Origin of the sequence: Shewanella sp. SM101, from assembly GCF_025654465.1 — a bacterium.
In the GTDB taxonomy this organism is placed as follows: Bacteria; Pseudomonadota; Gammaproteobacteria; order Enterobacterales; family Shewanellaceae; genus Shewanella; species Shewanella oncorhynchi.
In genome coordinates, this window is sequence record NZ_JAKKRH010000023.1 from 56822 (window position 1) to 82896 (window position 26075).

The following is a 26075-nucleotide window of genomic DNA, read 5'->3' on the forward strand; positions in this document are numbered from 1 at the left end:
TGAGTTAATCTTCTCGTAATTGCGCTGCGCGGAAGTATTTGCCATAGGCCCAATTGCAAAAGTAAAACAGTGCAATACCCGAAAAGTCGGCAATAACATCACCCACAGAAGCGCTACGGTAGGGCAAACGTGATTGCACTAACTCAATTAAAATGGCGTAGCTTGCCAGTGTGAGAGATAACCAATACCACTTAGGTTTGAAAGCAAGATAGGTGAGATAGGAGAGGCAAAAAAAGCTCCCAAGATGGCCTACCTTGTCGATATTCGGAATACTTTGCGAATAGGTTGGTCTGGAAAATACCAGATAACTGATCACGACAAAGGCTACGGCTAAAGCCAGCTTAAATAGGGTATTTTTAGTTATCACAAATATGTTTGTATTAGCTTAGAGTGGGGCAATGATAGGAAAATGTGTGGCTAAAGTCACCCATGATTACGCTTTTATTCTAGGCTTTACCTTCAACTTAGGCCTGTGTGTGGGTAAACTAGCTGCATATTAATTTGATATGGGACATAAAAACTATGCCTTCAATGGATATTGTGTCAGAAGTGAATGAAGTTGAACTGCGTAATGCGGTTGATAATACTAAGCGTGAGCTGGCGACACGTTTCGATTTTCGCGGTAAAACGGCTGACGTGGAATATAAGGACCATGTGGTCACGTTAACCGCTGAAGATGACTTCCAATGCCAACAATTAGTGGACATTTTACGTATGCAACTGAGCAAACGTAATGTGGATCCGTCTTCGATGGAAGTCGATGAGAAAGCCATCCACAGCGGTAAAACCTTCTCCCTAAAAGTGAAGTTTAAAGAAGGTATAGAAACCTTAATTGCTAAAAAACTGGTCAAGCTAATTAAAGACAGCAAACTTAAAGTGCAAGCGTCTATTCAGGGCGAGAAAGTACGAGTTACAGGTAAAAAACGTGACGATTTACAAGCTGTCATGGCGTTGGCACGTGAGTCTGAGTTAGGCCAGCCTTTCCAATTTGATAACTTTAAAGATTAATCGAGCAGAATTGGTTTAACGTGATGCAGTATCGCGTTTGCCATTTCGTCTTTAAATGTAAAAGCCCTCACACTAAGGTGTGAGGGCTTTTTTATATTGATGACATAAGTGCTATGAGACCTTAATCCGATTTTGTTGGTGCACTTTTTGACGAATCATCCATTAATGATGTGCTGGGATGCGGCGCATACTTGTTGACTAAGACAACCAAAAACAACACTGGAAAGCCAATAACACTGGCGGCGACAAAGAAGTTCACATAGCCAAATGCGTCGACATAAGCGCCTGAGAAGCCCGCGATAAATTTAGGGAAAAGCAACATAATCGAAGACAGTAAGGCATATTGCGTTGCACTGTAGCCGTTGCTAGTGAGACTCGAGAGATAGGCAATAAATGCCGCCGTGGCTATCCCAGCGCTGAAGTTATCCACGGAAATAGCAAAGGTTAAAAAGGGCACGTTGTAGCCAATCACTGCCTGCCACGCGAATAGCAGATTGGTTACAGCAACCAGCAAAGCGCCAAGGAAAAGGATTTTCATAGTTCCGAAGCGGGCTAACAAAACACCGCCGAAGGCTGCGCCGACTAAGGTCATGATCAGGCCATAGATTTTACTCAAATAGGCAATTTCTTCCTTAGTGAATCCCATGTCCACATAAAAGACGTTCGCCATAATCCCCATCACAATATCCGAGATCCGGTAGCAAGAAATCAGTAATAAGATGAGGATAGCGCTGCGGCCATAGCGTTTGAAAAAGTCGATAAAGGGTAAAATACTGGCCGTATATACCCAAGATATGCCCGCTGCGATAATTCTAGGATAACGTGCACTTAAGCGTTGTTTTAGCACTAATTCAGTGGCATCGGCGGCGCGGGTATCGACTTCGGGTTCGCGGCTAAAAAGCGTGGTCAAAATCCCAACAGACATCAATCCTGCCATAATCAGGTAAGAAGTTTGCCATGCCACTAAGTTGTATGCCGTGTTTCCGGGTTCAACCCAAGCCGCTATGGTGAGAGCACCTGCGGTGGCGATAATCATGGCGCTGCGATAACCCACTTGATAGGCCGCTGCTAGTGCGGCTTGCATCTTTTCTGGGGCTGATTCAATCCGAAAGGCATCAATAACAATATCTTGGGTGGCAGAGGCAAAGGCGACCATTAACGCGAACAGTGCCAAGCGCTCGAGATCTTTGAGGGGGTCACTAAAAGACATGCCTAAGATGGCACCAACCAATAATAACTGAGCGAACAGCATCCAGCTACGGCGGCGGCCTAGAAATCGAGTTAGCAGCGGCAATGAAAGCCGATCGACTAAGGGTGACCAAGCCCATTTAAACGCATAGGCTAAGGCTATCCAGCTGAAGTAACCGATTGAAGTGCGATCAACACCAGCTTCACGCAACCAAAAGGATAACGTTGAAAATACCAGCATTAATGGTAGACCAGCAGAAAAACCCAGTAATAACAGGATCAAAACCCGCTTGTGATAATAGACACTGAGGGCATCGAGTGTACGTTGAATAAAACCTGTTGCGGACATAGGCATGAGTCTAAGTGTTTAATCCGCTTAGCTTACGGGTAAGGTGCCATAGGGTTCAAGGGCTAATGGTATTCCTTTTACTTTGGAGTCCCGTTTAGCACTATAAGATGGTTGAATATGGCTCGAGAGTTAACTGCTTGTAGCTAAAAGTTTACCGCTTATCTTTATCGCTAGCATAGATCTTGATAGTAAGGAGAGCGTAATAATGTACACACGAGGAATTTGTTTACGAAATAAAAAAGGCCCTATTACAGGCCATTTTTTATCGATAGGAATGCTGAACTTAAGGTCTTATCCCGATGCATCCCTGCGGCACTCGGCCGCCTAAACTCAGGTAGTCACAGCAATCATTTACTTGCTTACGCAGATATTGATTACCGCGGATCACACAGTCAGGCCACCTGTTAAAGCTGTGGAGCAAGTGCCAAAACACTTTTTCAGTTTCAGTTTGCGCTTCGCCAGTCGAATTCAGTTGCTGCCATTCTTCTAACGTGTCCCATAAGTAAAGTTGCACTTCATGGAAGTCGAGTTCTTCACTCAAAAACGCTTTTCCATAGAAGGCGAGTTGGGGCGCTTTATTATCGATGAACTCAGTTGCCGTCATCGTTTGCCTCCTTTCTGTTTACTATCACAGTATAGATGCAAAATTAGCGCTTTTGCTCGAAATTATATTTTGATTACTGTTTTGGTAATAATTTGGCTTTTTTCAATATGATAGGTGTCACAGGAACATCGGGCCAATTGAGCTTAGTGTTAGTTCCTGTCTCAACGACAGCCATAGCTTCGAGGACGGTTTTACCTTCAATCACTTCACCAAATACGGCATAACCCCAACGACGTTTAGAGGGATCGAGTTTAGTGTTGTCGGCTACGTTAAAGTAGAACTGACGAGTGGCTGAGTGCGGCTCGTTTTCACGTGCCATGGCGATAGTGCCCATGCTATTTGTTAGGCCATTTCCTGATTCGTTGACTATCGGCTTACCCTCGGGGAGCTCTTCATACTTGGGGGTGAGTCCGCCGCCTTGCACCACAAAGTCACTGATCACGCGGTGAAATATTGTGTTGTCGTATTCCCCTTTAACGACATGAGTTAAAAAGTTATCGACAGTGATTGGTGCACGAGTTCTATCTAGCTCGACCACTATTTTGCCTAAGCTAGTATCAAATTCGACTCTGGGATACAAGGTATCGGCCTGAATGTCGAGTGCGAGGCTATGATGACTCATAAAGATGAGTAAGAGGGCTGATATCCAACGGAGCATATTGATTTCCTTATAATAAACTGACGCTGTTATTTTTGTAGAAACTGATTAAGCTCAGGATCGTTTAGAATCTCGCCGGTAAGTTGGCCGAGCAATTTGTTCATATCCAGTTCTAAGGTTGCAAAATCGGGCGTTAAAGGACCTTTTAAAGTGCCTTTGGCTTTATAGCGTTTTACCAGCTCTTGGGTGGAATTTTTGGCTTGAACTGCGATTAACACACTGTGTTTTGCCTCATAGCCAAAGGTCTTTTTAGTGATATCCATTTGCAATTCTTCTAATTGAATTTGCACTGAATTAGTTGCGCTTGGGTCGATTTGGTAGCCCGCTTGAGCAAAACCTGCGCGGAATACTTCATCGAGTAACAGTTTAGGCGGTTCGCTCGGGCCAACTAAACGTGTTTTTGTCCCTTCTTCAATAAAACGAGCAACATAATCGACTGTGCGTGTATCTACCGTTTCAAGAGCGATAGGTACAAGTTGCGCCGTTTGTTGGCTGATATTGGGCACTTGAGGGCTGAAAGCCATATGAGTCGGATTTTGGCTGGCACAGCCCGCGAACAGCAGGGGGAAAGTCAAGGTCAGTAATAGCCGTTTCATGGGATCTCTCGTACAAGTAAAAGTGGCTACAGCATACCAGAAATCACTTTTGATGCCACAGAACACCGTGATTCAGTTGAGGTACAGCTTTTATTGCTAATATCTTGTGCTCATTATTCACATCCGTGTTTTCTGTGCATTCACATCATTTATTCGCATAGTTACAAGGCATGGAAGGCAGGTTAAATATGGAAAAAATATCATTCACTTCGTTATTTGTTGGCCTGATGCTGGCGTCAGGCCTGATGAGCTCCAATGCGCTCGCGGGCGATTCTGCCCATATACTGGGTGGTAGTTTAGGTTACGGTACCCAAGAATTTGAAACTAAGAACGGTAAATATGATGCGGGTGACACCTTAACCAGCGACTTATATTACCGCTATATGCTCAACGAGCATTTTGGGTTTGAGGCGGGTTATTTAGCGGGTTCAGGTGGGGTGGCGAGTGCGCTTGTTAGCGTCATCAGTGAGATAAAAGATTTACGTTACCAAGGTGTTAGAACCGCCGCTTACGGTGAGTATGCTTTGTCTCGTGGTAACAGCCTGTATGCCAAATTAGGTGCTGCTTACACTCAAGTCAGCTACGAGATAGATAAACAAGATATGGACTCGGATGATGTCGGTTTTTATGGCGCTGCAGGCTGGCAATATCGATTTAAGTCAGGATTCGGTTTGAATTTGGAATACCAATATATCCCGATGAAAGAGCTTGAATTACAGGGGATTAACTTTGGTATTAATTACCGATTCTAATCTTTCCTTATCCAACGATTAAAGCGCCTTTAGGCGCTTTAATCGTTTTACAAACAAGGAATTTAAAACATTAAACCGAATACTGGCTGGCAACAAAATGACAACATTTTGTCCTTGCACTCTTTTAATGCAATGGGGGACAGGTTAGAGTAAAAATTCGATGTTTAGAATGAGAGAGCATAGATGCTCCCGCGTCTTTTTTGTAAGGCTTAGTCATGTTAACGATAGTAACGCAAATCGCCCCAGATAACTTGATCAATCCGAAGGGGTTACCCCATTTTGGTCATTTCGATGGCATAGTCAAAACCTTAGGTTTAGCGGACTTTGCCTATTTCGATACCATGGATAAACCTGCTTCAGCGTGGGCTAAGCATTTCGATTATAAACAATTTCAGTTTGTCTCTTTGGTCACGCCGCGTTATGTCCTAGGCATCGCGCTTGCCGATATTGCCTACGTCGGCAGTGCTTTTTGTTATTTATACGATATAAAAACCAACACACTCACCCAGCTTGATTGGCTAAAACCTTTGAGGTTTGGCTATCAGATGACACCATCACCCGCTGAGGGTAAAAGTCGTATTGGCCGTAAAGAAGCGCAGTTAAGTTTTGAGATCGTAGAGGGCGGTTGGCGGTTAATGATTGATACTAAAAATATTCAAGCCGATGTGACTTTGCACTCAGCTCCCTTAAGTTTGCCTATGGCCATGTGTAGTCCTACTGGATACAACGGCTGGACTTACACACAAAAGCATAATGGTTTGACGGTTAAAGGTAGTTTGACTGTAGCCCATGAACCGCAGCCGCTGAATCATGCTTTGGCTGGCTATGACTTTTCGGCGGGTTACATGCGCCGCGATACGAGTTGGCGCTGGGCGTCGATCAACGCGCGGATCTATGAGGGCATAATGGGGCTTAATTTAGCGGCGGGTGTCAATGAAACCGGCGCTACTGAAAATGTCTTTTGGATTAATGGCGAGCGTCATTTACTCGGACCAGTGCAGTTTGAGTTTGATCGACACGCCACGCTCGGCGCCGAAGTCTGGCGAGTCTACAGCCAAAATGGCCAAGTGGATTTACAGTTTGCGGCGCGCAATTGTCGCAGTGAAAAGCGTAACTTGCTCGTGCTTAAGAGCAATTTTCGCCAATTCATCGGTCATTTCAGCGGCACGATTACCGATAATCAAGGGCGCAGTTACCAGTTGAATAATGTGCTGGGACTCGCCGAAGATCACTATGCCCGCTGGTAACCTAATGCGGGTCGTCAAACGCGACTAACCGGCCGCGGTTGTCTGTGTTGTGGCGTTTAATGCGGTTTATAAAATTCGCTCAGAATCGATATAAAAAACACTAAAAATAATCATAAAACAACAAGAGAACAGGACGACCTTATATGGATATCGCCTCGCTGATCCAGCACCCCGAAGTGTTACTGCTCGTACTCGCGCCGTTGTTTTTCGTGTGTATTTTGCTGGAATGGTATTTTGGCGATAAAAGACAAAAGCTACCGTTAACTGCACGTTATCGCGGCCAAGAAGTACTGTGTAATTTCAGCCTTGCGGCCATGCATCAAGGTGCCGATCTACTCACTGGCTTGTTGATCGCTAAGCTGTATCTGGCGATGTTTGGTTGGAAGTTATTCGATATTGAAATGGGCCCATTAAGCTTTATTGCCTTGATGGTTGCGCAGGATTTTTGTTACTACTGGTTCCACAGGGCGAGCCACAGAGTGCGTTGGATGTGGGCGGCTCACGTGGTGCACCACAGCTCTGAGAATATGAATTTTAGCACGGCGTTTCGCCAGAGTTTAATGTATCCGTTTGCGGGCATGTGGGTGTTTTGGTTGCCGCTGGTGGTCATAGGTTTCGACCCAAACTGGGTGGTGTTTGTGGTATTACTCAATCTAGGATTGCAATTTTTTGTGCATACCCAAGCGATTAAATCACTCGGACCGCTGGAATGGGTCTTTAATACTCCATCGCATCACAGGGTGCACCACGGTCGTAATCCCCAATATATAGATAAAAACTATGCTGGCGTGCTGATTATTTGGGACAAGCTGTTTGGCACTTTTGAGCCCGAGGTAGAGACTGTTATTTACGGTATCACTAAGCCTGTGAATAGTTTCAATCCCTTTAAAGTGACTTTTAGTGAATGGCGAGACATGTTTGCTGAGGTTACTGCGGCAGGCTTGAGTGTTAAACAACGCTTACGTATCTTGTTTGCTCCGCCTAACAGCAGTTTAAAAAGCGAGGAATAACAATCCACTGCATTTTCCAAGTTAAATAGCGCAAATGGCTAATAGAGTCTTGAATTTAGCCTTGCTAGCCTATATTCCGTTTTTTGCCACTGTTTTGGTGTAAAAATGTACAATCCCATACTTTGGTGGTACTTTTTGGGATAAGGAATTTAACTTGGGAGGACTTATCATGATGGATGAACCTCGATTATCCGCGGAGGAGCTTGCTTGTTTTAGCGAACTTTTTTCGCCGACTCGTGTGGGCACTGCCTTGACTAACGATCCCCTGGTCAATCACGTGCTCACAGTCACAACTGAAGTGCCGCAAGTTATCGCTTCGATTCTCGGTAAGGCAAAACTCACTCTATTAGCCGAAGTCGGGCCCTATAAACTCTGGTTTCCGCTACTGATGAAAGTGGATGACTTTGGACAGTTTCAACCCACTTTAGGCGTGCCTGAAGTGCTCGATGCTTCGGGAGTGGAGCGCAGTTGGCGGTTAACCCAAGCCGATGATGTGTGGATATTCGACCACGATCAAGGTGAGCAATGGTCAGTTGCCTCGTTATCCAGTTCTGGCATGGCTATTCGTGCTAAATCGCAGCAGCAATTTAAGCAATTGTTAGGCAGTAAAGATCTGCAATTACAACTGCCTAATGGCGAGACTATGCGCGTCGATATTGAGCCTATTCGTAGCGAGAAAGGTCTGGCCTTCGTTAAGTTTCAGGCCGAAACCGAAGAGCGTGAAGCCTTACGTCAATTCTTATTTAGTCGGCACCGTAGCCAGCACGCTCAGCTCTACCGTGACTTACGTTAGGGCCTCCATTGCGACAGTTTTCGGCCTTGTGTTAGTTGACCTGTTATCTAAAAATCTCAGTTCTGCAGCTCAAATGTGAAATCTACTGATTTTGAAACTGTCATTTGTGATTGCTGTGCTTTTCCCCGATTGTTACCTGCCAATCTGTCGCTCGATGGATTAGAATGGCGGTGAATTCAACACATCAGAGCGAGCGGTATGCACGTACATATTTTAGGGATTTGTGGAACCTTCATGGGTGGTCTAGCGTTATTGGCTAGGGCAAAAGGGCACAGAGTGACGGGCTCGGATGCCAATGTCTATCCTCCAATGAGCACGCAACTAGAGGACCAAGGCATTGAGCTTATTCAAGGTTTTGATCCTAGCCAGCTGGGTGAAGCTGGGCACTATCCTGACTTAGTTGTCATTGGTAATGCCATGAGCCGGGGTAATCCTTGTGTGGAAGCTGTGTTGAACATTGGCATCCCTTATACCTCTGGCCCGCAGTTTTTAGCCGATCATATTTTGCCAGAGCGTTGGGTACTGGCAGTGTCTGGCACTCACGGTAAAACCTCGACATCTAGCATGTTAGCCTGGATTTTAGATGATTGTGGTTATGAGCCTGGGTTCTTAATCGGTGGCGTACCGCAAAACTTTGGTGTGTCGGCACGTTTAGGCAAGACCGCTTTCTTTGTCGTTGAGGCTGACGAATACGACAGTGCCTTCTTCGATAAACGTTCGAAATTCGTGCATTATCATCCGCGTACCTTAGTGATCAACAATCTTGAGTTCGATCATGCCGATATTTTTGCTGATCTGGCTGCGATTCAAAAACAGTTCAACCACTTAGTTCGCACCGTTCCAGGTGAAGGCAAGATCATTTGGCCCGCCGATTCCCATGCTGTTAAGCAAACGATTGATATGGGTTGTTGGAGTGAGCAAGAAACCTATCATTTAGCCGAATCGACCAGCGGTTGGCATGGCAAAGCGTTAAGTGATGATTGCCATCGCTTTGAAGTATTTTTTGATGGCGAGTCCCAAGGTATTCTCGAATGGGATTTGATTGGTCAGCACAATATTGAAAACGCCATAATGGCCATTGCTGCCGCACGCCACGTGGGCGTTAAGCCGAGTGCTGCAATTGAAGCTTTAGCTAAGTTTATGCCACCTAAGCGTCGACTCGAATTACTCGGAACCGTTAACGGTGTGAGCGTATATGACGATTTTGCCCACCATCCGACGGCTATTGCGACCACGTTAAAAGGCATGCGGGCTAAGGTTGGGCAGAGCAAGATTACTGTGGTACTTGAGCCGCGCTCAAATACCATGAAGAGCGGTGTCCATAAAGACACTTTAGCTTTTTCTATGATGCAAGCCGACGAAGCCTTTTTATATCAAGCCGATACCATTGACTGGAATATGAAAGAAGCTATGGAAGCGGCGGTGATCCCTGTGACTGTGTTACATCAAATTGATGATGTGGTCGCCAAAGTCGCAGCAACCGCCAAAGCAGGCGACACCATAGTGGTGATGAGTAACGGTGGTTTTGGTGGGTTACATAAGAAGCTGCTGGCCGCATTAGAACAGGCTTCAACTGTAGAGCAGGTTAGCTAAGATGGCCTACGCAAAGTCGACTAAGGCGATTAGCTTAGCTTGGACGGGCGCCTCTGGTGCTCCCTATGGACTTAAGCTACTCGAGTGTCTGTTGGTATCGGGTTATCAAGTGTTTTTGATGATCTCCAGTGCAGCTCGAGTGGTATTGGCGACGGAACACGGCTTACAGTTAAGCGCCAACAGTGACAAAGCCCATGCCCAACTGTTGGCTTTGCTGCACGAAAAAGGCGTGATTATTGCTGGCGAGTTAGTGGTATTAGGCAAAGATGAGTGGTTTTCGCCGCCTGCATCGGGTAGCGCTGCACCTAAACAAATGGTGATTTGTCCTTGCTCAACGGGGACGTTAGCGGCAGTTGCTACCGGAATGAGTAATAATTTACTCGAACGCGCCGCTGATGTGGTGATTAAAGAGCGTGGCCAACTTATCCTAGTACCTAGGGAAACTCCTTTTAGTGCCATACACTTAGAGCATATGTTAAGCCTTTCTCGCCTCGGTGCGACCATTATGCCCGCTGCACCCGGCTTTTATCACAATCCCAAATCGGTAGAAGATCTGGTAGACTTTATGGTCGCTCGAATTCTCGATCATTTGGGCGTTGACCATGCATTAACGAGTCGCTGGGGTTATGACAAACAGTCTAACCGCGACCTCGACAATTGAGACTTATATGAAACACACCACCGAAGTGATGATCTCTGCTGAAGAGATAAGCCAGAAATTGGATCAAATGGCCGAGCTAATCAATGCCCATTATGCCCACAGTGAACGTCTGCTGATGGTAGGCTTGTTAAAAGGCTCAGTGGTCTTTATGGCTGACCTGTGTCGCCGCATTAAAGGCCATGTTGAAATCGATTTTATGTCGGTTTCCAGTTATGGCAATACTATGACCAGCTCACGGGATGTGAAAGTGCTGAAAGATGTGCAATCAGATATCGCCGGTCGCGATGTATTGATTGTGGAAGACTTGATTGACTCAGGTAATACGTTAAGCAAAGTGCGCGAGATGTTGTTACTGCGGGAGCCTAAGAGCCTTGCACTGTGCACCCTGCTGGATAAACCTGAACGTCGTGAAGTGGATGTGAAGGTCGATTTTATCGGTTTTACTATCCCTGATGAGTTTATCGTAGGTTATGGTATTGATTATGCCGAGCAGTATCGCAATCTACCTTATATCGCCAAAGTCGTACCACTCGATTAAGTGTCCGATACAGTTTAAAACTCCCGCAGCAGGCGGGAGTTTTGCTTTTTGCGGCAATATAAAAAGTATTAATGATTGAATCATTAAAGATTGGTTTTTCAATCAATTAGCTATTTTTTTGCTTTAGTTCTGCAACCCATCATTGTAATTGTGTTTTTTAGCACCATCTTATTACTTTCTAATGTGTAAGGATCGGTACAAATATGGCGAATATTACCCATGCTCTAGTACTCGAAGGGCTTAAAAAAACCTATAAAGGCGGCGTCGAAGCGGTCAAAGGCATCAGCCTCACCGTCAATCAAGGGGATTTCTTTGCCTTGCTAGGCCCCAATGGTGCGGGTAAATCCACCACGATTGGTATTATTAGCTCCTTAGTGCAGAAGAGTTCAGGTACGGTCAAAGTCTTTGATTATGATATTGATAAGCAGCTAGAACACGCCAAGCTCTGCATTGGTTTAGTGCCACAAGAGTTTAACTTCAACCAGTTTGAAACCGTGCTGCAAATTGTGGTGAATCAAGCGGGTTACTATGGTGTGCCAAAACCTATCGCCCTTGAGCGTGCCCAAAAATACTTAAGTCAACTGGATCTGTGGGAAAAGCGCAATAGCCCTTCGCGGGAATTATCCGGCGGCATGAAGCGACGGTTAATGATTGCGCGCGCCCTGATGCACGAACCTAAATTATTGATTTTAGATGAACCTACCGCAGGTGTGGATATTGAACTGCGCCGCTCTATGTGGGAGTTTCTTAAACAAATAAACCAGCAGGGCGTGACGATCATCCTGACCACTCATTACCTTGAAGAAGCGGAAATGCTTTGCCGTAATATCGGCATTATCGATAAAGGTATTTTAGTGGAATGCACTAGCATGAAGGCGTTGCTGAGTAAGCTGAATATGGAGACTTTTATTCTCGATCTTCGTCGCGATACTGAAACAGCCCCCGTGCTCGATGGCATGGCTTGTCGCTTAACCGACTCTCATACCTTAGAGGTGGATGTAGCGAAAGAGCATAATCTTAACGATGTCTTTAGCCAATTGAGCGCAGCTAATATTGAAGTGCTATCAATGCGTAACAAGTCTAATCGGTTAGAAGAACTCTTCGTCGAACTCGTGAAGAAAACTCAGGGAGCCTCAGCATGAATCAGCTCTACTTTATTGCCTTTAAAAGTATTTTAAGTAAAGAGATTAATCGTTTTACGCGAATTTGGATCCAGACCTTAGTCCCGCCAGCGATTACCATGACCTTGTATTTTTTGATTTTTGGTAACTTAGTCGGTAGCCGAATTGGAGAGATGGGCGGCGTATCTTATATGGAGTTTATCGCCCCAGGTTTGATCATGATGTCGGTGATCACTAACTCTTACTCGAACGTGGCGAGCTCATTCTACAGTGCTAAGTTTCAGCGTAATTTAGAAGAGCTGATGGTGGCTCCTGTGCCCCATTATGTGTTGATTGCTGGCTATGTTGGTGGCGGCGTGGCGCGCGGTTTGTGTGTTGGCCTGATAGTGACATTAGTGGCCATGTTCTTTGTCGACATTAGTTTACATCACGCAGGTTTAGTGGTTATGACGGTATTTTTAACCTCAGTGCTATTCTCATTGGGTGGCTTAATTAACGCTGTTTTTGCTAAAAGCTTCGACGACATTAGTATCATCCCCACCTTTGTGCTTACCCCATTAACTTACCTTGGCGGCGTATTTTACTCCCTGTCACTCTTACCCCCATTTTGGCAAGGCGTGTCGGCACTCAATCCTGTGGTCTATATGATCAACGTGTTCCGCTATGGCTTTTTAGGCTTCGCCGATATCAGCGTGCCATTATCCATCGCCATTATGATCGGTTTCTGTGTCGCCCTGTGGACCTTAGCGTATTACTTAGTCTCGCGCGGAATAGGCCTGCGTTCCTAGACATATTTCTTTAGAGCGTAATAGAAAAAGGGAGCCATTAAGGCTCCTTGTTTATGTCCGAGGACTTAATAGTGCATATGCTGAGGTAGTAATAGGATATTTTTAGTTGTTGCTGAGGAAAATGAATCAATTCAGTATTGGAATATCTTTTCTGTTATTAGTCTTAAGGGGGATTTCCTGTTTAAGGTTTAACCGCTCTGACGATTGGGTTTTGTAGGCTGATCAAGGTTTCTGTCGACTGGATTTCATCGATAGATTGAATGCGATTGATGAGCACGTGTTGTAAGCCGTCGATGGATTGGCACATGACCTTTACGAAAATGCTGTAGTTGCCTGTGGTGTAATAGGCTTCGACGACTTCTTCGAGAGCGTTGAGTTTGGCGATAGCGGCGGGGTAATCGCCAGCGCTTTTAAGGTTGATACCGATAAAACAGCAAACGTCATAGCCTAGGGCTTTAGGGTTTACCGTGATTTGCGCACCTGTAATGATCCCCGCTTGCTTCATTTTTTCTACCCGAACATGGATAGTGCCGGCGCTAACGCTAAAGCGTTTAGCGAGTTCGGCAAAGGGGATGCGGGCATCCTGCATTAGGGCTTCGAGGATATGATTATCGAGTTGATCGCGCTGAAATGCGGTATCCATAAATAAACTCTCTATAACGTAGTGAATTGTCATAAAGTTACGTTTTTTTATGGGGAATTGCTACCGATTTTGCCCGTATTATTTGATTTTAGTGATCATTGTTCGCCCAAAGGCTCACAAAAAGGGACTTTTGCGCTAAAAGTTATACTGACGCCCGAGTAGGGATGTTTGATGGTGAGCTCTGCTGCATGTAGTAATAGTCGAGGCGCTAAGGATTTTGCCAGTGAGTCGGCATAAAAACCATCGCCTAAGATCGGATGTCCTAGCGCCATCATATGCACCCGTAATTGGTGTGAGCGACCTGTGATTGGCGTCAGTTTAACCAGCGTTGAGCGTTTGGCGCGGCTCATTACTTGATAGTGAGTCAAAGACGGTTTGCCAACAAGATGATCGACTTTCTGTTTAGGGCGATTTGGCCAGTCGCAGATCAGTGGATAATCAACGCTGCCAGTGTCATTTTTGACATGGCCTGCAACCCTTGCATAATAGGTTTTGCTGGTTTCTCTATCGTGGAACTGACGTTTTAATTCCCGCTCGGCGCTACGAATAAGGGCGACAACTATCACGCCTGAGGTCGCCATATCGAGGCGATGGACGATTTGACAATGGGGATGCTCTGCTTTTACCCGGGCATAGACACTGTCGTAATGGGCGGGGTCGCGACCGGGCACAGACAACAATCCTGAAGGTTTGTTGATGACGATAATGTCTTTATCTTGATAAAGAATATCGAGCCAAGGAGTGGTCGGTGGTTGGTAAATAAAATCAGTCATAAATAGTGCCTATTCGTCAATGCGGGGCAAAGATACTCTGCTCGGCTTGAGGGCGCAAGTGTGAGGCCCAAAGATCGGCTGTGCCATTATCCTCGCTGACAAAAGTAAAGCGGATTAGTTGATGATTTGCTGATAGAGCTGTATTTGAGTTTTTGTTATACTCCCGTCCTTTTCGTTAATGATTATTTTGAGTCTGTGAAGCCATGAGCCAGCCAGAGATATACACTCCCGAGAATCTTTCTCACGTCCATAACCGTCTTGAGTTATTGGCGCCTGCAAAAAATGCTGACTACGGTATCGAAGCCATACGCCATGGTGCCGATGCGGTATACATAGGTGGTCCTGCGTTTGGTGCGCGGGCAACGGCGGGTAACAGTGTTGAAGATATCGCGCGCCTGTGTACTTATGCTCATCAATATCATGCTCAGGTATTCGTCGCCCTCAATACCATTTTGATGGATAACGAACTGGCCGACGCCGAAAAACTTATTTGGCAATTGTACGAAGCGGGTGCCGATGCGCTGATTGTGCAGGACATGGGCGTATTACAGCTCAATTTGCCGCCGATTGCCCTTCATGCCAGTACCCAAATGGATAACCGCAGCCCAGAAAAAGTGGCGTTTTTAGAGCAAGTTGGCTTTTCTCAGGTGGTGCTTGCCCGTGAATTGGGTTTGAGCCAAATCCGTGATGTCGCCGCGCATACTAATATGCAGCTCGAATTCTTTATCCACGGTGCTTTGTGTGTGGCTTACAGTGGCTTATGTAATTTGAGCCACTCCTTTAGTAACCGCAGTGCTAACCGCGGTGAATGCTCGCAAATGTGCCGTCTGCCGGGTAATCTTAAAACCCGTCAAGGGGATGTATTAGCGCAGAATGAACACTTATTGTCTTTAAAAGATAACAACCAAACTGAAAACCTTGAGGCGCTCATCGATGCGGGCATTCGCTCGTTTAAGATTGAAGGTCGCTTAAAAGATTTAAGTTACGTTAAAAACGTCACCGCGCATTATCGCCAAAAGCTGGATGCGATTATGGCGCGTCGCCCTGAGTTTAAGGCTTCGTCCCACGGCCGCTGCGAACATAGTTTTACCCCTGATCCTGAAAAGACCTTTAACCGTGGCAGTACAGATTACTTTGTTAACGAACGTAGCCAAGGAATTAAAGATTTTCGCTCGCCCAAATACATAGGCGAAGAAGTCGGTAAAGTGGTTAGCATAGGTAAAGACTTTATCCAAGTGAGCTCGACCCATGAGTTTAATAACGGCGATGGCTTAGCGTTTTTCCCCGCGAATTTTGCCATGGCAAAACAATCCGATGACAAGCTGCAAGGCCTGCGGGTTAACCGTGCCGAAGGTTTAAAACTGCATATATTGCAGGTGCCAAAGGATTTAAAGGTCGGCATGACTTTATATCGTAACCATAACCAAGCCTTCGAAGCCCTGCTATCGAAAGAATCTTCTAAACGGATTATCGGCGTCGATTTACGGTTGAGTGACACCCAAGATGGACTGGCGCTGACCTTGACGGATATCTATGGCCTAACCGCCACAGTCAATTTAACAGTCGAGAAGACACCTGCGACAGATGTCGATAAGACCTTACAAAATACTCGCACTCAGCTGGGTAAGCTCGGCAGTACCGACTTTGTTGCCCGTAGCATTAGTATCGATACGGCCCAAGCTTGGTTCTTGCCTGCATCTGTGCTCAATGGTCTGCGCCGTGATGGTGTGGCCGCTCTAGAGGCTGCTCGTGTGCAAGGCTATGTGCGTCCACTGCCGTGGAAGCATAATCAAGATGCAGTCTATCCCGTCAAGCATTTGAGTTACTTAGGTAATGTTGCCAACGAAAAGGCCAAGGATTTTTATCAACGCCATGGCGTGATTGAAATCCAAGATACCTATGAGAAAAATGGCGTTACCGAAGATGTGCCATTGATGATCACTAAGCATTGCCTACGCTTTAACTTCAATCTGTGTCCGAAAGAAGTGCCAGGGATCAAGGCAGATCCTATGGTGCTTGAAATCGGCAATGATGTGCTCAAGCTGGTCTTTGACTGTCCTAAATGCGAAATGATGGTGGTCGGTGAAAACCGTCAAGTGCGAGGCCAGAAGCACCTTTAATATTTGTCATTAGGAGCATTGCCCGAGTGCAATGCTCCTAGCACCTATTCAGCTACATCCATGCACCTACACTAGCCTACCTCTCATTGATGTTGCTCTCACCAGCGTCACTCTCATATTTTCATCAAAGCCTTATATTGCACATGCGGTAATGAGCAGATATCTTATTGAAAATAATATCAATAATAAGGGATGTTAAAATGGGATTGTTAGACGGTTTACTCGGTAATGCTGCTGAGGTTGATTTACAGGAATTAGCCGAGGAATTAAGGCCTATCATGGGCATTCAAGAAGAATTAAAACTCGCCTACAAAGTGATCCGCGATTTGTTTATTTTCACCAATAAACGCCTGATCTTAATTGATAAGCAGGGACTTACAGGCAAGAAGGTTACTTATCATTCCATACCGTATAAATCCATTACCCATTTTGAAGTGGAAACGACAGGCCATTTTGATATGGATGCCGAGCTTAAAATTTGGATCTCAGGCCAGAGTGAGCCTTTAGTAAAAGAGCTCAAGCGTGGTACGGATGTCGTGGGTATTCAAAAGACTATTGCCACTTTTGCACTTTAGTTTTTTTGCACTTTAGTTTTAGTGCTGCGACTTAGATTCATTTAGTGCTATCAAGCTTGGAATTGTTATCGCAAGCTAACGGTTAATGGGAGTAAGGTAAGCCAAGTTTTATCTGGGCTTACCTATCCTCGCTATCGAGTGTGATTCAAATCTGCTTGATTAATTTAACACTATCCTACTTGTGCTAGTGGAGTGCTCTATCGGTTCGCCCGCCATAGTATAGGTTTCGGAAAGCTTGAGTTTGCCTTGCTCATCGTATTGATTGTGAATGCCGACCCAGAATTGCTCCTGTCCCTGAATTTGTAAATTACCTTCTTCGGCAATCTGGCGATTGGGATGATAGCGTTTCATTGCATAAAGCTTGCTTTCATCATCAAATTTTAAGTGATAAGCCAATATGGGTTCTTCGGTGTGAGCGGCGACATCTACTGCTATTGTTTTATCTTCTCGCTGTTTTGTCGTGGTATTGCCATTGGGTGCGTGATACTTCTGACGAGATAAATATGCGTTATTTCTACTATTGCTAGCATGATGTTCGCTGTCATCCGTACGGTTATTTGGTCCGTTACTTTGCCCATCAGCATCGTCTTCATCATAGTCATAACTAGGATTTTCTGGGCTATCCCATTCAGGTTCTTCATCTTCCTGAGTTGCTATATTTTCATGAAAATCAAAGTAGTGACGGCTTTCTATCAGTTGGCCTTGTTCATCTAGCCAGGCTTCGCGGTACACTTGTCCTTGGGGCGTAAAACGTTGCCAATGGCCGATATCGAGGTAACGATCATTAGTAATTTGGATTGTGCCAGTTTCTAAAATTAAACCTTGAGGGGACAAGGATTTAGAGCTAAATAAATCCCCTTGCGTACGGGTGAGTAACCAGCGAATGGCGCCATCTTCATAGTATTCGATGCGAGTATCGGCGATACCTTCTTGATAGTATTCCCTTTGATTATTATCAAGATTATAGCCGCAGCGGGTATTCGAGTGACTCTGATAGGATTCGAGGATCCCTTTGTTATTATAAAAGCTGGACTCTTTGAGGTAGCCTTGGCCATCACGAACTTCATATTCAGAAATTGTACGTATCGTGCCATCTTCATAAAACCAGCGAGCAGTGCCATCACGGTTGCCCTGTGTGTGCGGTAAGTACATCTGAATTTGCTGGTTTTCGTGGTATTCAATAAAAGGGGCTACCGAGAGGTTATTTTTATATTGGCCTTCGGCCGAAAGCACGCCACTTTTATAATAGCTTTTAAACAGACCTTCCCTTAGTCCCTTTTCAAGATAGATCTCAAGGGCGAGTTGACCATTGTCGTGATACCAAAGGGCCATGCCTTGTTCTTTACCATCCTCAAAATAGATTTTTTCTTCAAGTTGACCATTGGGATACCATTTTACATGTTCGCCATGTAATTGGCCTTCGGTATTGAAGGGTTCACGCCATGCAGGCTTACCTGAGTCGTAAAACTCTTCAATGACTTTGCCCGTCACATCGTTAAACACTTTTTGTTTAATCGCTCCATTGGGATGATACCAAACGGCTTCATATTCATAGCCTTGGTTGTAATATCTTTCAGCTTCTAGTGCACCATCAGGGTAATATTGTTTTTCAATTCCGTGGATAATATCTTGCACTAAGGGCCGGATCAGCTGTATTTGTCCGGATTCATAGTAGCGAGTTAACGTATTGATATAATAGCCATTGCTATCTTGTTCGGCGGTTTCTTTAAGCTGACCATTGCCATAAAAGTATTGAATAAATTGACCTTGGGGATGGCGATCTTCTATTTGATTGATCTTGCCCTCATGGTCATACCACGTTTGTGTTCCAAGTTGCTGATCATTAATAAAGTTGCCTTCAAATAACAGGGTACCTAGGGCATTAAATTGGCGGGTCACGCCATTACGTTCGCCAAAATAGTTTGAATCGACGGCTTGGGTAAGCCCTGGGCTTTGGGTGATGATTCTAAGTATACCCGCACCTTCTTCAGTATTGAGTTGGTGAAAAATGCGGTGCAGTTGGCCTGTTAGGCTGGCGTAATCTTGAATATCGCCTTGCACTATATTGTCTGCATCGAGGGTAAAGTGGCTTATCAATAATGCATCGAGATTGTTAAGCTCAACTTGCCACAACGCCTTTATTTGGCTGTTCTTTTTTGGGGTGATACTGCACACTTTTACCTTGTCGAGCCAAAAGTGCTGCTCGGGGAAAGGGAATTGATTGCTGATTTCGAGGCGGTCGAATTCGGTATGGTGGAATTCGCAGCATTCATTGGCGTTTTCCCAGCCCAAGAGTTCTATGACTTGGGGAGTATCGTAGTGATAGAGAGTTAAGCCGTGGTCAGCATTTTCTTCGCAAGAAGTCGCGTCTGCCTTTGTCGCATGGATTTTTAAGCTGAAATGACGCTGGAATAGCGGTGCAGCGACTGACGGCTCCTGCGTTAAATCTTGTTCTTGGCTGAGTGTTTGTGACTCAGTTGGAAGATGAATGTCTTTTGGATCGCGGCTAGTTTGGTTTGAGGGAAATAACTTGGCTTTGAGTGCGCGAAACAACGACATTGGGGGAAATCTCCATATCCATATGTAAAACGATAGGCTTATCTGAGGGATACTCATGGCAACTGAGTATTTCTGTGCGCATATCATAGCGGTTTATGGATTCGTTTCTCAATGCTTGATTGCTCAAAATACCGTTTAATCAGAGTGGCACATTAATAAAAGCAGAGGAATAAAGACAAAATGCTTGATAACTTTTTTGCAAAATTACCCACAGATTTATCGGCCGAAGTGTTTGAAAAACTGGCGGGCAATAACACTGTGACCATTGAGCGCATCGTTTCCAATGGGCAATATACCCAAGCTACCTGAAGATACGAGTTTCAGAGCGCCTAAGGTGCTTCAATTCAAGGCGCATCAATGACAGAATGTCGGCCACCTTCTGAATTGATGCAACACGGAAGTGGAGTGCCCTAAGCGCTCCGTCCCGGCGGGTTTTAACGCACTCTATGCCGTGTTGGCTATTTTTAACTTAGTCCACTAGGTCTGCAAATAGCCGCCTTGCCTAAAGTGCGTTAAATTCCCGCTGAATCCTGCATCTTCAGGTGGTTTGGGTATCTACCCGAAGCTCAATGGTACGATCAAACTCAGTATGAATGGGTGATGTTACTTAAAGGCGAGGCGACACTCGAATTTGAACAAGGTGAACCCGTTACGCTAACTCCAGGTGACTATTTAACGATTTCGCCCCATCAAAAACATCGAGTCGCTTCGACTTCTATAAGTTCAGAAACCCTATGGCTCGCGGTATTTTACGATTGATTAGGGTTAAGGCTATAGGTTAACGATTCTGCCATAGCCAACTGGGCGTATTGAGTAAGTCTTGGCCTTGGATCTGCGTTTGGCCTAAGGTTTTGTCTAAGGCCAAGGTATTGCAGTGTTCAAATTGGCTTAAGGCATTAATAAGCCGATTAGCATGGGAAACCACCCACAACTGGCACTCTTCCGATACCTTCGCGATTAAGCGTGCAAGCGCAGGTAATAAGTCGGGATGTAGGCTAGTTTCTGGCTCGTTTAGCACCATAAGCTCTGGCGGCCTTGGGGTGAGTAGGGCGGCAATTAATAGCAAATAACGCAAGGTGCCATCCGACAATTCACTGGCATTGAGTGGCCTTAATAAACCATGCTGATGAAATGCGAGCACTAAAATGCCGCCCTCTTGAGGTTCGATTCGAACCTCAGCACCGGGAAACGCATCGCTGACCGCATGATCAAAAGCCGTTTTATCACCTATCTCAAAAATGGTTTGAATTGCTGATGCAAGGTCGCGCCCATCGTGGTGCAATACTGGCGTGGCTGTACCTAATTGTGGACGACGGGCTGGCGCTTCTGCATCGGTTCTGAAGTGATCGTAAAAACGCCATGCGCGGATACTGTCGCGAAGCTTGAGCACTTCAGGGCTGCGCTCTGGATCGGCAAGTTCGGTAAAAATACTGTCGCCGGTTTGCAGGTGTGCGCCTAAGGTTATCCAGCCTTGTCCGTCAGCACTGCGACTCTTCACCATAGGACCACGGCGCTCAACCAATACAGTTGAGGGGCGATACTTAGGCCCGTTCCAAATGGCTTCGCGCTTGATTTGTGGATCTAAGCCAAACAGCGTAGTGGCGTCGGGTTTGGGTAAACCGAGTTCAATAAGATAGCTAAAATCTTCGCCAGCAAATCCAAGCTTTAGGCGTTTTGGCGCTTGCCTGACGGTGGCTTCAATGGCGGTGTCGCCCGCTAGCATACTTTTGGTGGGGTTTTCTGGTCCCGCCCAAAAGCTGGAGTCGAGTCCACCTTCTTGGGCTAAAGCATTGACAACGCCGCCTTGCGCCGTTTGTGCGAGTAAACGTAGTGCCTTGTATAGATTCGATTTACCACTGCCATTCGCCCCAGTGATCAAATTGAGTTGCCCTAGGGGCAAGACGATTTCACGCAGAGAGCGATAATTGAAAATAGCGAGTGTGGTCAGCATAGAATATCCAAGACTGAAATGAGCTGATAAGCCAGTAAATTTATCGACAAAGTAAATTAAACATGACGATAAAACAATGGCATTTACAGTAGCACTTTGTTGAGCACTCTTTGCCAGTTACCACCCATAAAACGGTCGCGATCAGTAGATTTAAAGCGCGCCTTGGCTAAGGCATCGTCGATACGGCTCATGCGATCGATATGATTCAGCTCGGGGATCACTACATGTCTGGGCTCTGCATCAAAACCTAGCACGCCTTTCGCCCTCAGGCTGTACCACCATTCTTGATATTCTTTAATGCCTTTGGCGTTGTCATTACCCAGTGCCAGTAGGTTTTCTTGGCCTCGGAGCGGGAAGTCATTAGCGATTGCCACGCAGTCCACTCCACCAACACGCATAACGTATTCCAGTTGTCGAATATAATCATCAATCGTGGGCACGGCATTATTGGTAAGCCAGAAACTCATCATAAATACGCCGAATACGCCGCCGCTATCGCCGATGGCGCGGATCACTTCATCGGGGGAACAACGGGCATGGTTTACTATACCGCGCGCTGCGCCGTGGCTTTGCACTATGGGTGATTTAGTGATTTTTGCGACATCTAAAGCGGTTTGAGCGCTGGAGTGACTCACATCGACTAAGATATTGGCGTGATTGAGTTTGGCGATAAGCTCGTGCCCGTGGGCCGTGAGTGGTTTATTGAGTCCGCCACTGGCATCATTATCTAAGGCGCCACCGGCAAAGGTGTTGCCGTAATGGTGGGTGAGTTGCAATACGCGTAGCCCTTGTTGATGAAACTCATCTACCCGCGCCCACTGGTTAGCTTCGCTGTCTTCTTCGACACAATCTGCGCCTTGGATTTGAAAGTATACCGCAGTGCGCTGGCTGTCGCGGGCACGTTGAATATCTCGCCCCCTCAGACCTTGCAGTAAAATATCGGGATGATCACTTACCCGTTTAGCGGCCTGCTTAATGCTTTCCATGCAAGCTTTATAAGTGCGTTTGTAGTTTTGAGTGCCATCGGCTTGTTCTATGGTCTCAATAGCCGAAATATCGCAAAGATAGGCATCGAGCTTAGCGGCAGTTACATCACTTAAGTCATCGGGAAGGAAAGATAAACCATCGACATATATCCGCCTCTGTGCGGCGGCAAAGCTAGGTAAACTGGCGAGTGGACTTAACAGAGTTGCTGCGCCAAGACCTTTAAGGAGTGTACGACGGTAGTGATTGACTGCCTTGATGGGCATGCTCGGTTCCTATCAATAACGCAAATGTAACTTCTTTATACCTTTTTAGGGCGTAGAAGTCTTTGATTAAATCCCTTTTTTGGCCTTTGCCCCTGAGCTAGAGTTGTGATTATTTGTTGTTGCCGAGTGGTTTCAATTATCGCTTGTCGCAGTAAATGAAAACCCTCGGGTTATGATTATCGAGTGGCTTCAACCATTGCTTTTGCCAGTGAGTTAAGGCCGTTAGTGCGCGATGGGCTGAGCTGACCTTCTAGGCCCAATTGTTTGAAGTAAGCTGTAGGATCAAATGCTTGGATTTCAGCGCGGCTTTTACCATGGCAGGCGCCAAGCAATAATCCGATCAATCCCTTAACGATGCGGGCATCGCTGTCGGCTAAATAATAGTGTTTGCCAGCCTGTTCTAGATGATAAATCCACGCATCACTTTCGCAGCCTTTGACCTGAGCGGCCTCGATGCGAAGCTCAGGGCTTAAGCTTGGTAAGTCTTTCCCTAACAACATAATTTGACGATATCTTTCCTGCCAGTTAGGGGCATTCGTAAAACGCGCCAGTAAGGTTTCGGCATCTTGCACTAAATAGTGAAAATCGGCCTCATTTGGCATAGGCATGATTGAATCTGTCATAGGGCTAAATCCTGTCTCACTTACTTGAGCGTAACTTGTCTTGAGCGTAACTTATTTTGAGCATCGTATGAGTGGCGTAGATCAGTGGCTAAATGCTGGATTACAGCAGCAAGTCTTTTACTGAGGCTAACGCGGCAATAAAGCGGTCGATATCGTCTTTATTGGTGTAGATACCGATAGAGGCGCGGCAACAGCCCTTAAGATTCAGACTCTGCATTAATGGCATGGCACAATGATGGCCACAGCGAACGGCAACCCCTTGTTGGTCCAGCAAAATGCCTACATCTTGGTGATGTTCACCGGCAAGATTAAACGCGACTACACCGATATTGTCATCAAAGGCGCCGTATAAATGCACTTCACCGAGCGCGCGCAATTGGCTTTGTAAATAGTTAACTAGTTCAGCTTCATAAGCTTGAACCTGCGGCATGAGCTCGGTTTGTAAAAATGTAATGGCCGCGCCCAAACCTATGACTTCAGCAATCGGCGGTGTGCCCGCTTCTAAGCGATTCGGCAGGTTGCCAAATTCTGTCGCCTCAAAACTCACGCGTTTAATCATCTCGCCTCCAGTTAATAGTGGCGCGAGATTATCTAAGGCGTCGAAACGGCCGTAAAGCACGCCAACACCAGTGGGGCCATACATTTTATGCCCCGAGAAGACGTAAAAGTCACAATCGATTTCAGTCACATCCAGCGTTAAATGCGCCACTGCCTGCGCACCATCAACTAAGGTGATAGCACCTTGTTTTTTCGCTAACTGCACTAGCTGAGCCACGGGATTGACTGTACCTAGGGCGTTGGAAACATGGCACAGGGCGACGATTTTAGGCTTTAACTCGAGCAAGGTTTTATAGGCGTTGATATCTAAGCGGCAATCCTGACAGAGCGGGATTGGTTTAATGATTGCCCCTGTGCGTTTCGCCAGTTCCTGCCAAGGCACGATATTGGCGTGGTGAGCGGCGGCGTCGATTAATATCACATCGCCAGCGCTTAATTGGGTAGTCAGTCCAAAGGCGACTAAGTTGATTGATTCTGTGGTGCCGTGGGTAAAAATGATTTCTTCGCGGCGTTTTACCTTCAAAAATTGCTGCAACTGATCGCGCACTTTCTCATAGCTTAAGGTCGAACGCGCTGATAACTGATGCGCTGCACGGTGCACATTGGCATTGTCGTTGGTGTAAAACTGTGCCATGGCATCTAACACCATTTGCGGCTTCTGGCTGGTGGCTGCTGTGTCGAGATAACATAGGGGATAACCATCAAGCATTTGATTTAACGCTGGGAATTGCGACCGAATCTGAGCATTTTGCTGATATGCTTCAGATGAGCCAAGTGTCACTGTGGTATCAGGCATAGCACTCGCCGAGGCATGGGATGTTTCAATGTCAGCCATTGTATTCGTCGCTGTGTGAGTCACAGTATTTGGCGTAGGCGATGCAGGTTGAGTCATGGGCGAGGCTAAGGGCAATGAAAAAGGCCAAGGGATCTTCTGTGATCTGCCATGTGAATGCAAGTTTTAGCGGTTTGTTGAGGCGTTGGTATCGGACAGTGGTATTGAACGCCTAATTTCACTAAGGTCTGTTCAAACTGTTGCCTAATAGATATTTCGCACGCCTTAAACGGTTTTAGACTCTAACGTATCATTGAGCTTAGCTATGATGCGATTTTTCTAATGTTTAAGTTTCTCTTTTAAATTCAGCTAATACTTTAGGCTCAATTCATCCACCTAAAGTTAAAACTCCGACTATCCTAAATTGGACGTCCTTCGTTGTCAGTGTTTGCTGGAGAGTAGTTTTATGGTGAAGTTTTTAAAAGACTTACGGATTAAACATAAGATGATCGCCCTCGTTGGGGTGATGTTAGTACTGATCTTGATTTTGTCTGGATTTAGTCTGTTGAAGATGCAGCGTGTATCGGAGGAAATTCATGGCATTGCAGAAGAGAATATTCCATTAGTCAGGCTATCGACTGACATCACCATTAAGCAGCTTGAAAGCTCTGTCATTCTAGAAAAAGCGTTTCGTGCCGCGGATGTTGACGCCGTATCCAGCCCACTCATTCTAGCGGCTTTTATTGCGGATGTTGTTCAGCACAATGAAGACATTAGCAAGGAGTTGCTCTCGACTCAAACCATGCTTGGAGAGGCATTAAAAAACGCTAAAACTCCTCAAGTACGTGAGAAAACACAGCAGCTAAATCAAGATATTGACACGATCATTCAACATTTTGCAGATTATAAAGTCCTGCTTGGCACCGTTATTTCGGGAATTCAGCAAAAAGAAGACCATACCGCTTTAGCTAAGCGGGTTGAATCTTTAGAGGAAGCGCAAAATGTGTTTAATGCTGAGCTAAGTCAATTCGTAGAACGTTTAGCGTTGATGACTCAAGCTGCAGTTTCTGTAACAGAGGAAGAAGAGCTTAGGGCCATTTATGGCTTAACGATTATTTCGATAGTGTCTTTAGGGTCTGTTGATCTTTGCTGTACAAATGTTGTTCAGCAATACATCGGCAGCCACATTAACATAAACGCCAGTGACACCATACTGGCGTAATTTCTTGCTAGCTTGTCATATCTTGTTGATATTGCTCGATAGTGCTTAATTCTTCCAAAAGCATTCTCCACTAAATGTCGATACCGATATAAGCACCAATCGACTCTTTCTTGAGGTGTATTC

28 protein-coding genes are annotated in these 26075 nt (G+C 45.7%); 15 read left to right on the plus strand and 13 right to left on the minus strand.

Annotated elements, in window-relative coordinates; genetic code table 11:
• Window positions 1-4: 4 nt before the first annotated feature.
• Window positions 5-367 carry a VanZ family protein gene (locus L5M38_RS13955; RefSeq protein ID WP_105250138.1) on the minus strand — a complete coding sequence of 121 codons (363 nt, stop codon included), beginning with the start codon at window positions 365-367 and terminating at the stop codon, window positions 5-7.
• Window positions 368-522: 155 nt separating this feature from the next.
• Between L5M38_RS13955 and L5M38_RS13960 the strand changes: the two genes are divergently transcribed.
• The gene (locus L5M38_RS13960; protein ID WP_006080274.1) at window positions 523-1008 is read left to right on the plus strand and encodes a YajQ family cyclic di-GMP-binding protein; all 486 of its coding nucleotides are present in this window, start codon (window positions 523-525) and stop codon (window positions 1006-1008) included.
• Between the two features lie 121 nt (window positions 1009-1129).
• Here the strand turns inward: L5M38_RS13960 and L5M38_RS13965 are convergent, their stop codons facing one another.
• The 4 genes from L5M38_RS13965 to L5M38_RS13980 all read right to left on the minus strand — a co-directional run bounded on the left by L5M38_RS13965 (window position 1130) and on the right by L5M38_RS13980 (window position 4403).
• Window positions 1130-2545, minus strand: coding sequence for an AmpG family muropeptide MFS transporter (locus L5M38_RS13965; RefSeq protein WP_219250383.1), 1416 nt, complete (start codon window positions 2543-2545; stop codon window positions 1130-1132).
• Between the two features lie 283 nt (window positions 2546-2828).
• A complete protein-coding gene (locus L5M38_RS13970) occupies window positions 2829-3149 on the minus strand; it encodes a hypothetical protein (RefSeq protein WP_028761869.1) in 321 nt (106 codons plus the stop codon).
• A gap of 73 nt (window positions 3150-3222) precedes the next feature.
• Complete coding sequence (locus L5M38_RS13975) at window positions 3223-3807, minus strand: peptidylprolyl isomerase (protein ID WP_028761870.1); 585 nt, start codon at window positions 3805-3807, stop codon at window positions 3223-3225.
• Between the two features lie 29 nt (window positions 3808-3836).
• Window positions 3837-4403 carry a YajG family lipoprotein gene (locus L5M38_RS13980; RefSeq protein ID WP_105250136.1) on the minus strand — a complete coding sequence of 189 codons (567 nt, stop codon included), beginning with the start codon at window positions 4401-4403 and terminating at the stop codon, window positions 3837-3839.
• A 227-nt stretch (window positions 4404-4630) separates the two neighbouring features.
• Here L5M38_RS13980 and L5M38_RS13985 point away from each other — a divergent pair, with 227 nt between their 5' ends.
• The 9 genes from L5M38_RS13985 (at window position 4631) to L5M38_RS14025 (ending at window position 12906) form a co-directional block, all read left to right on the plus strand.
• A complete protein-coding gene (locus tag L5M38_RS13985; protein WP_411569309.1) occupies window positions 4631-5155 on the plus strand; it encodes a porin family protein in 525 nt (174 codons plus the stop codon).
• A gap of 215 nt (window positions 5156-5370) precedes the next feature.
• Entirely contained in the window at window positions 5371-6402 is a 1032-nt protein-coding gene (locus L5M38_RS13990) for a DUF2804 domain-containing protein (RefSeq protein WP_263179475.1), read from the plus strand.
• 143 nt (window positions 6403-6545) lie between these two features.
• On the plus strand, window positions 6546-7412 hold the full coding sequence (locus L5M38_RS13995) for a sterol desaturase family protein (protein WP_263167570.1): 867 nt from the start codon (window positions 6546-6548) through the stop codon (window positions 7410-7412).
• 169 nt (window positions 7413-7581) lie between these two features.
• Window positions 7582-8205, plus strand: a complete 624-nt coding sequence (locus L5M38_RS14000; protein WP_006080282.1) for a hypothetical protein — start codon at window positions 7582-7584, stop codon at window positions 8203-8205.
• Window positions 8206-8403: 198 nt separating this feature from the next.
• Window positions 8404-9798 carry a UDP-N-acetylmuramate:L-alanyl-gamma-D-glutamyl-meso-diaminopimelate ligase gene (gene mpl / locus L5M38_RS14005; protein ID WP_263179476.1) on the plus strand — a complete coding sequence of 465 codons (1395 nt, stop codon included), beginning with the start codon at window positions 8404-8406 and terminating at the stop codon, window positions 9796-9798.
• Between the two features lies 1 nt (window position 9799).
• Entirely contained in the window at window positions 9800-10459 is a 660-nt protein-coding gene (locus L5M38_RS14010; protein ID WP_028761725.1) for a flavin prenyltransferase UbiX, read from the plus strand.
• A 7-nt stretch (window positions 10460-10466) separates the two neighbouring features.
• Window positions 10467-10997 (plus strand): hypoxanthine phosphoribosyltransferase, encoded by a 531-nt coding sequence (gene hpt / locus L5M38_RS14015; protein WP_028761726.1) that lies wholly within the window; start codon window positions 10467-10469, stop codon window positions 10995-10997.
• 203 nt (window positions 10998-11200) lie between these two features.
• Window positions 11201-12139, plus strand: coding sequence for an ABC transporter ATP-binding protein (locus tag L5M38_RS14020; RefSeq protein ID WP_219254477.1), 939 nt, complete (start codon window positions 11201-11203; stop codon window positions 12137-12139).
• Window positions 12136-12906: an ABC transporter permease gene (locus L5M38_RS14025; RefSeq protein WP_006080287.1), complete on the plus strand. Its 771-nt coding sequence runs from the start codon at window positions 12136-12138 to the stop codon at window positions 12904-12906. The genes L5M38_RS14020 and L5M38_RS14025 overlap by 4 nt, the downstream gene beginning before the upstream one ends.
• 181 nt (window positions 12907-13087) lie before the next feature.
• Here the strand turns inward: L5M38_RS14025 and asnC are convergent, their stop codons facing one another.
• Complete coding sequence (gene asnC, locus L5M38_RS14030; RefSeq protein ID WP_263179477.1) at window positions 13088-13549, minus strand: transcriptional regulator AsnC; 462 nt, start codon at window positions 13547-13549, stop codon at window positions 13088-13090.
• A 95-nt stretch (window positions 13550-13644) separates the two neighbouring features.
• Window positions 13645-14322 carry a bifunctional tRNA pseudouridine(32) synthase/23S rRNA pseudouridine(746) synthase RluA gene (rluA, locus tag L5M38_RS14035; protein ID WP_263179478.1) on the minus strand — a complete coding sequence of 226 codons (678 nt, stop codon included), beginning with the start codon at window positions 14320-14322 and terminating at the stop codon, window positions 13645-13647.
• Between the two features lie 203 nt (window positions 14323-14525).
• On the opposite strand from rluA, the gene L5M38_RS14040 reads away from it, so the two are divergent.
• On the plus strand, window positions 14526-16442 hold the full coding sequence (locus L5M38_RS14040) for a peptidase U32 family protein (RefSeq protein WP_113939781.1): 1917 nt from the start codon (window positions 14526-14528) through the stop codon (window positions 16440-16442).
• A 200-nt stretch (window positions 16443-16642) separates the two neighbouring features.
• Window positions 16643-17017, plus strand: a complete 375-nt coding sequence (locus L5M38_RS14045; protein ID WP_105250128.1) for a PH domain-containing protein — start codon at window positions 16643-16645, stop codon at window positions 17015-17017.
• Between the two features lie 159 nt (window positions 17018-17176).
• Here the strand turns inward: L5M38_RS14045 and L5M38_RS14050 are convergent, their stop codons facing one another.
• Window positions 17177-19576 carry a toxin-antitoxin system YwqK family antitoxin gene (locus tag L5M38_RS14050; protein ID WP_263179479.1) on the minus strand — a complete coding sequence of 800 codons (2400 nt, stop codon included), beginning with the start codon at window positions 19574-19576 and terminating at the stop codon, window positions 17177-17179.
• Between the two features lie 180 nt (window positions 19577-19756).
• Here L5M38_RS14050 and L5M38_RS14055 point away from each other — a divergent pair, with 180 nt between their 5' ends.
• Window positions 19757-19885 (plus strand): cupin, encoded by a 129-nt coding sequence (locus L5M38_RS14055; RefSeq protein WP_263139544.1) that lies wholly within the window; start codon window positions 19757-19759, stop codon window positions 19883-19885.
• 207 nt (window positions 19886-20092) lie between these two features.
• Window positions 20093-20335, plus strand: a complete 243-nt coding sequence (locus tag L5M38_RS14060) for a cupin domain-containing protein (RefSeq protein ID WP_317630047.1) — start codon at window positions 20093-20095, stop codon at window positions 20333-20335.
• A gap of 19 nt (window positions 20336-20354) precedes the next feature.
• Here L5M38_RS14060 and L5M38_RS14065 read toward each other — a convergent pair whose 3' ends face one another.
• The 4 genes from L5M38_RS14065 to L5M38_RS14080 form a co-directional block, all read right to left on the minus strand.
• A complete protein-coding gene (locus L5M38_RS14065; RefSeq protein ID WP_113939784.1) occupies window positions 20355-21527 on the minus strand; it encodes an AAA family ATPase in 1173 nt (390 codons plus the stop codon).
• A gap of 83 nt (window positions 21528-21610) precedes the next feature.
• Entirely contained in the window at window positions 21611-22777 is a 1167-nt protein-coding gene (locus L5M38_RS14070) for a dipeptidase (RefSeq protein ID WP_263179480.1), read from the minus strand.
• 176 nt (window positions 22778-22953) lie between these two features.
• Entirely contained in the window at window positions 22954-23400 is a 447-nt protein-coding gene (locus L5M38_RS14075; protein ID WP_028759335.1) for a SufE family protein, read from the minus strand.
• Window positions 23401-23500: 100 nt separating this feature from the next.
• Window positions 23501-24850 carry a cysteine desulfurase gene (locus L5M38_RS14080; protein WP_263179482.1) on the minus strand — a complete coding sequence of 450 codons (1350 nt, stop codon included), beginning with the start codon at window positions 24848-24850 and terminating at the stop codon, window positions 23501-23503.
• 346 nt (window positions 24851-25196) lie between these two features.
• Here L5M38_RS14080 and L5M38_RS14085 point away from each other — a divergent pair, with 346 nt between their 5' ends.
• Window positions 25197-25952, plus strand: a complete 756-nt coding sequence (locus L5M38_RS14085) for an MCP four helix bundle domain-containing protein (RefSeq protein ID WP_263179483.1) — start codon at window positions 25197-25199, stop codon at window positions 25950-25952.
• Here the strand turns inward: L5M38_RS14085 and L5M38_RS14090 are convergent.
• Window positions 25895-26075, minus strand: a 181-nt coding sequence (locus L5M38_RS14090; protein ID WP_263179485.1) for a transposase, incomplete at its 5' end; no start/stop codon positions are given. The genes L5M38_RS14085 and L5M38_RS14090 overlap by 58 nt on opposite strands.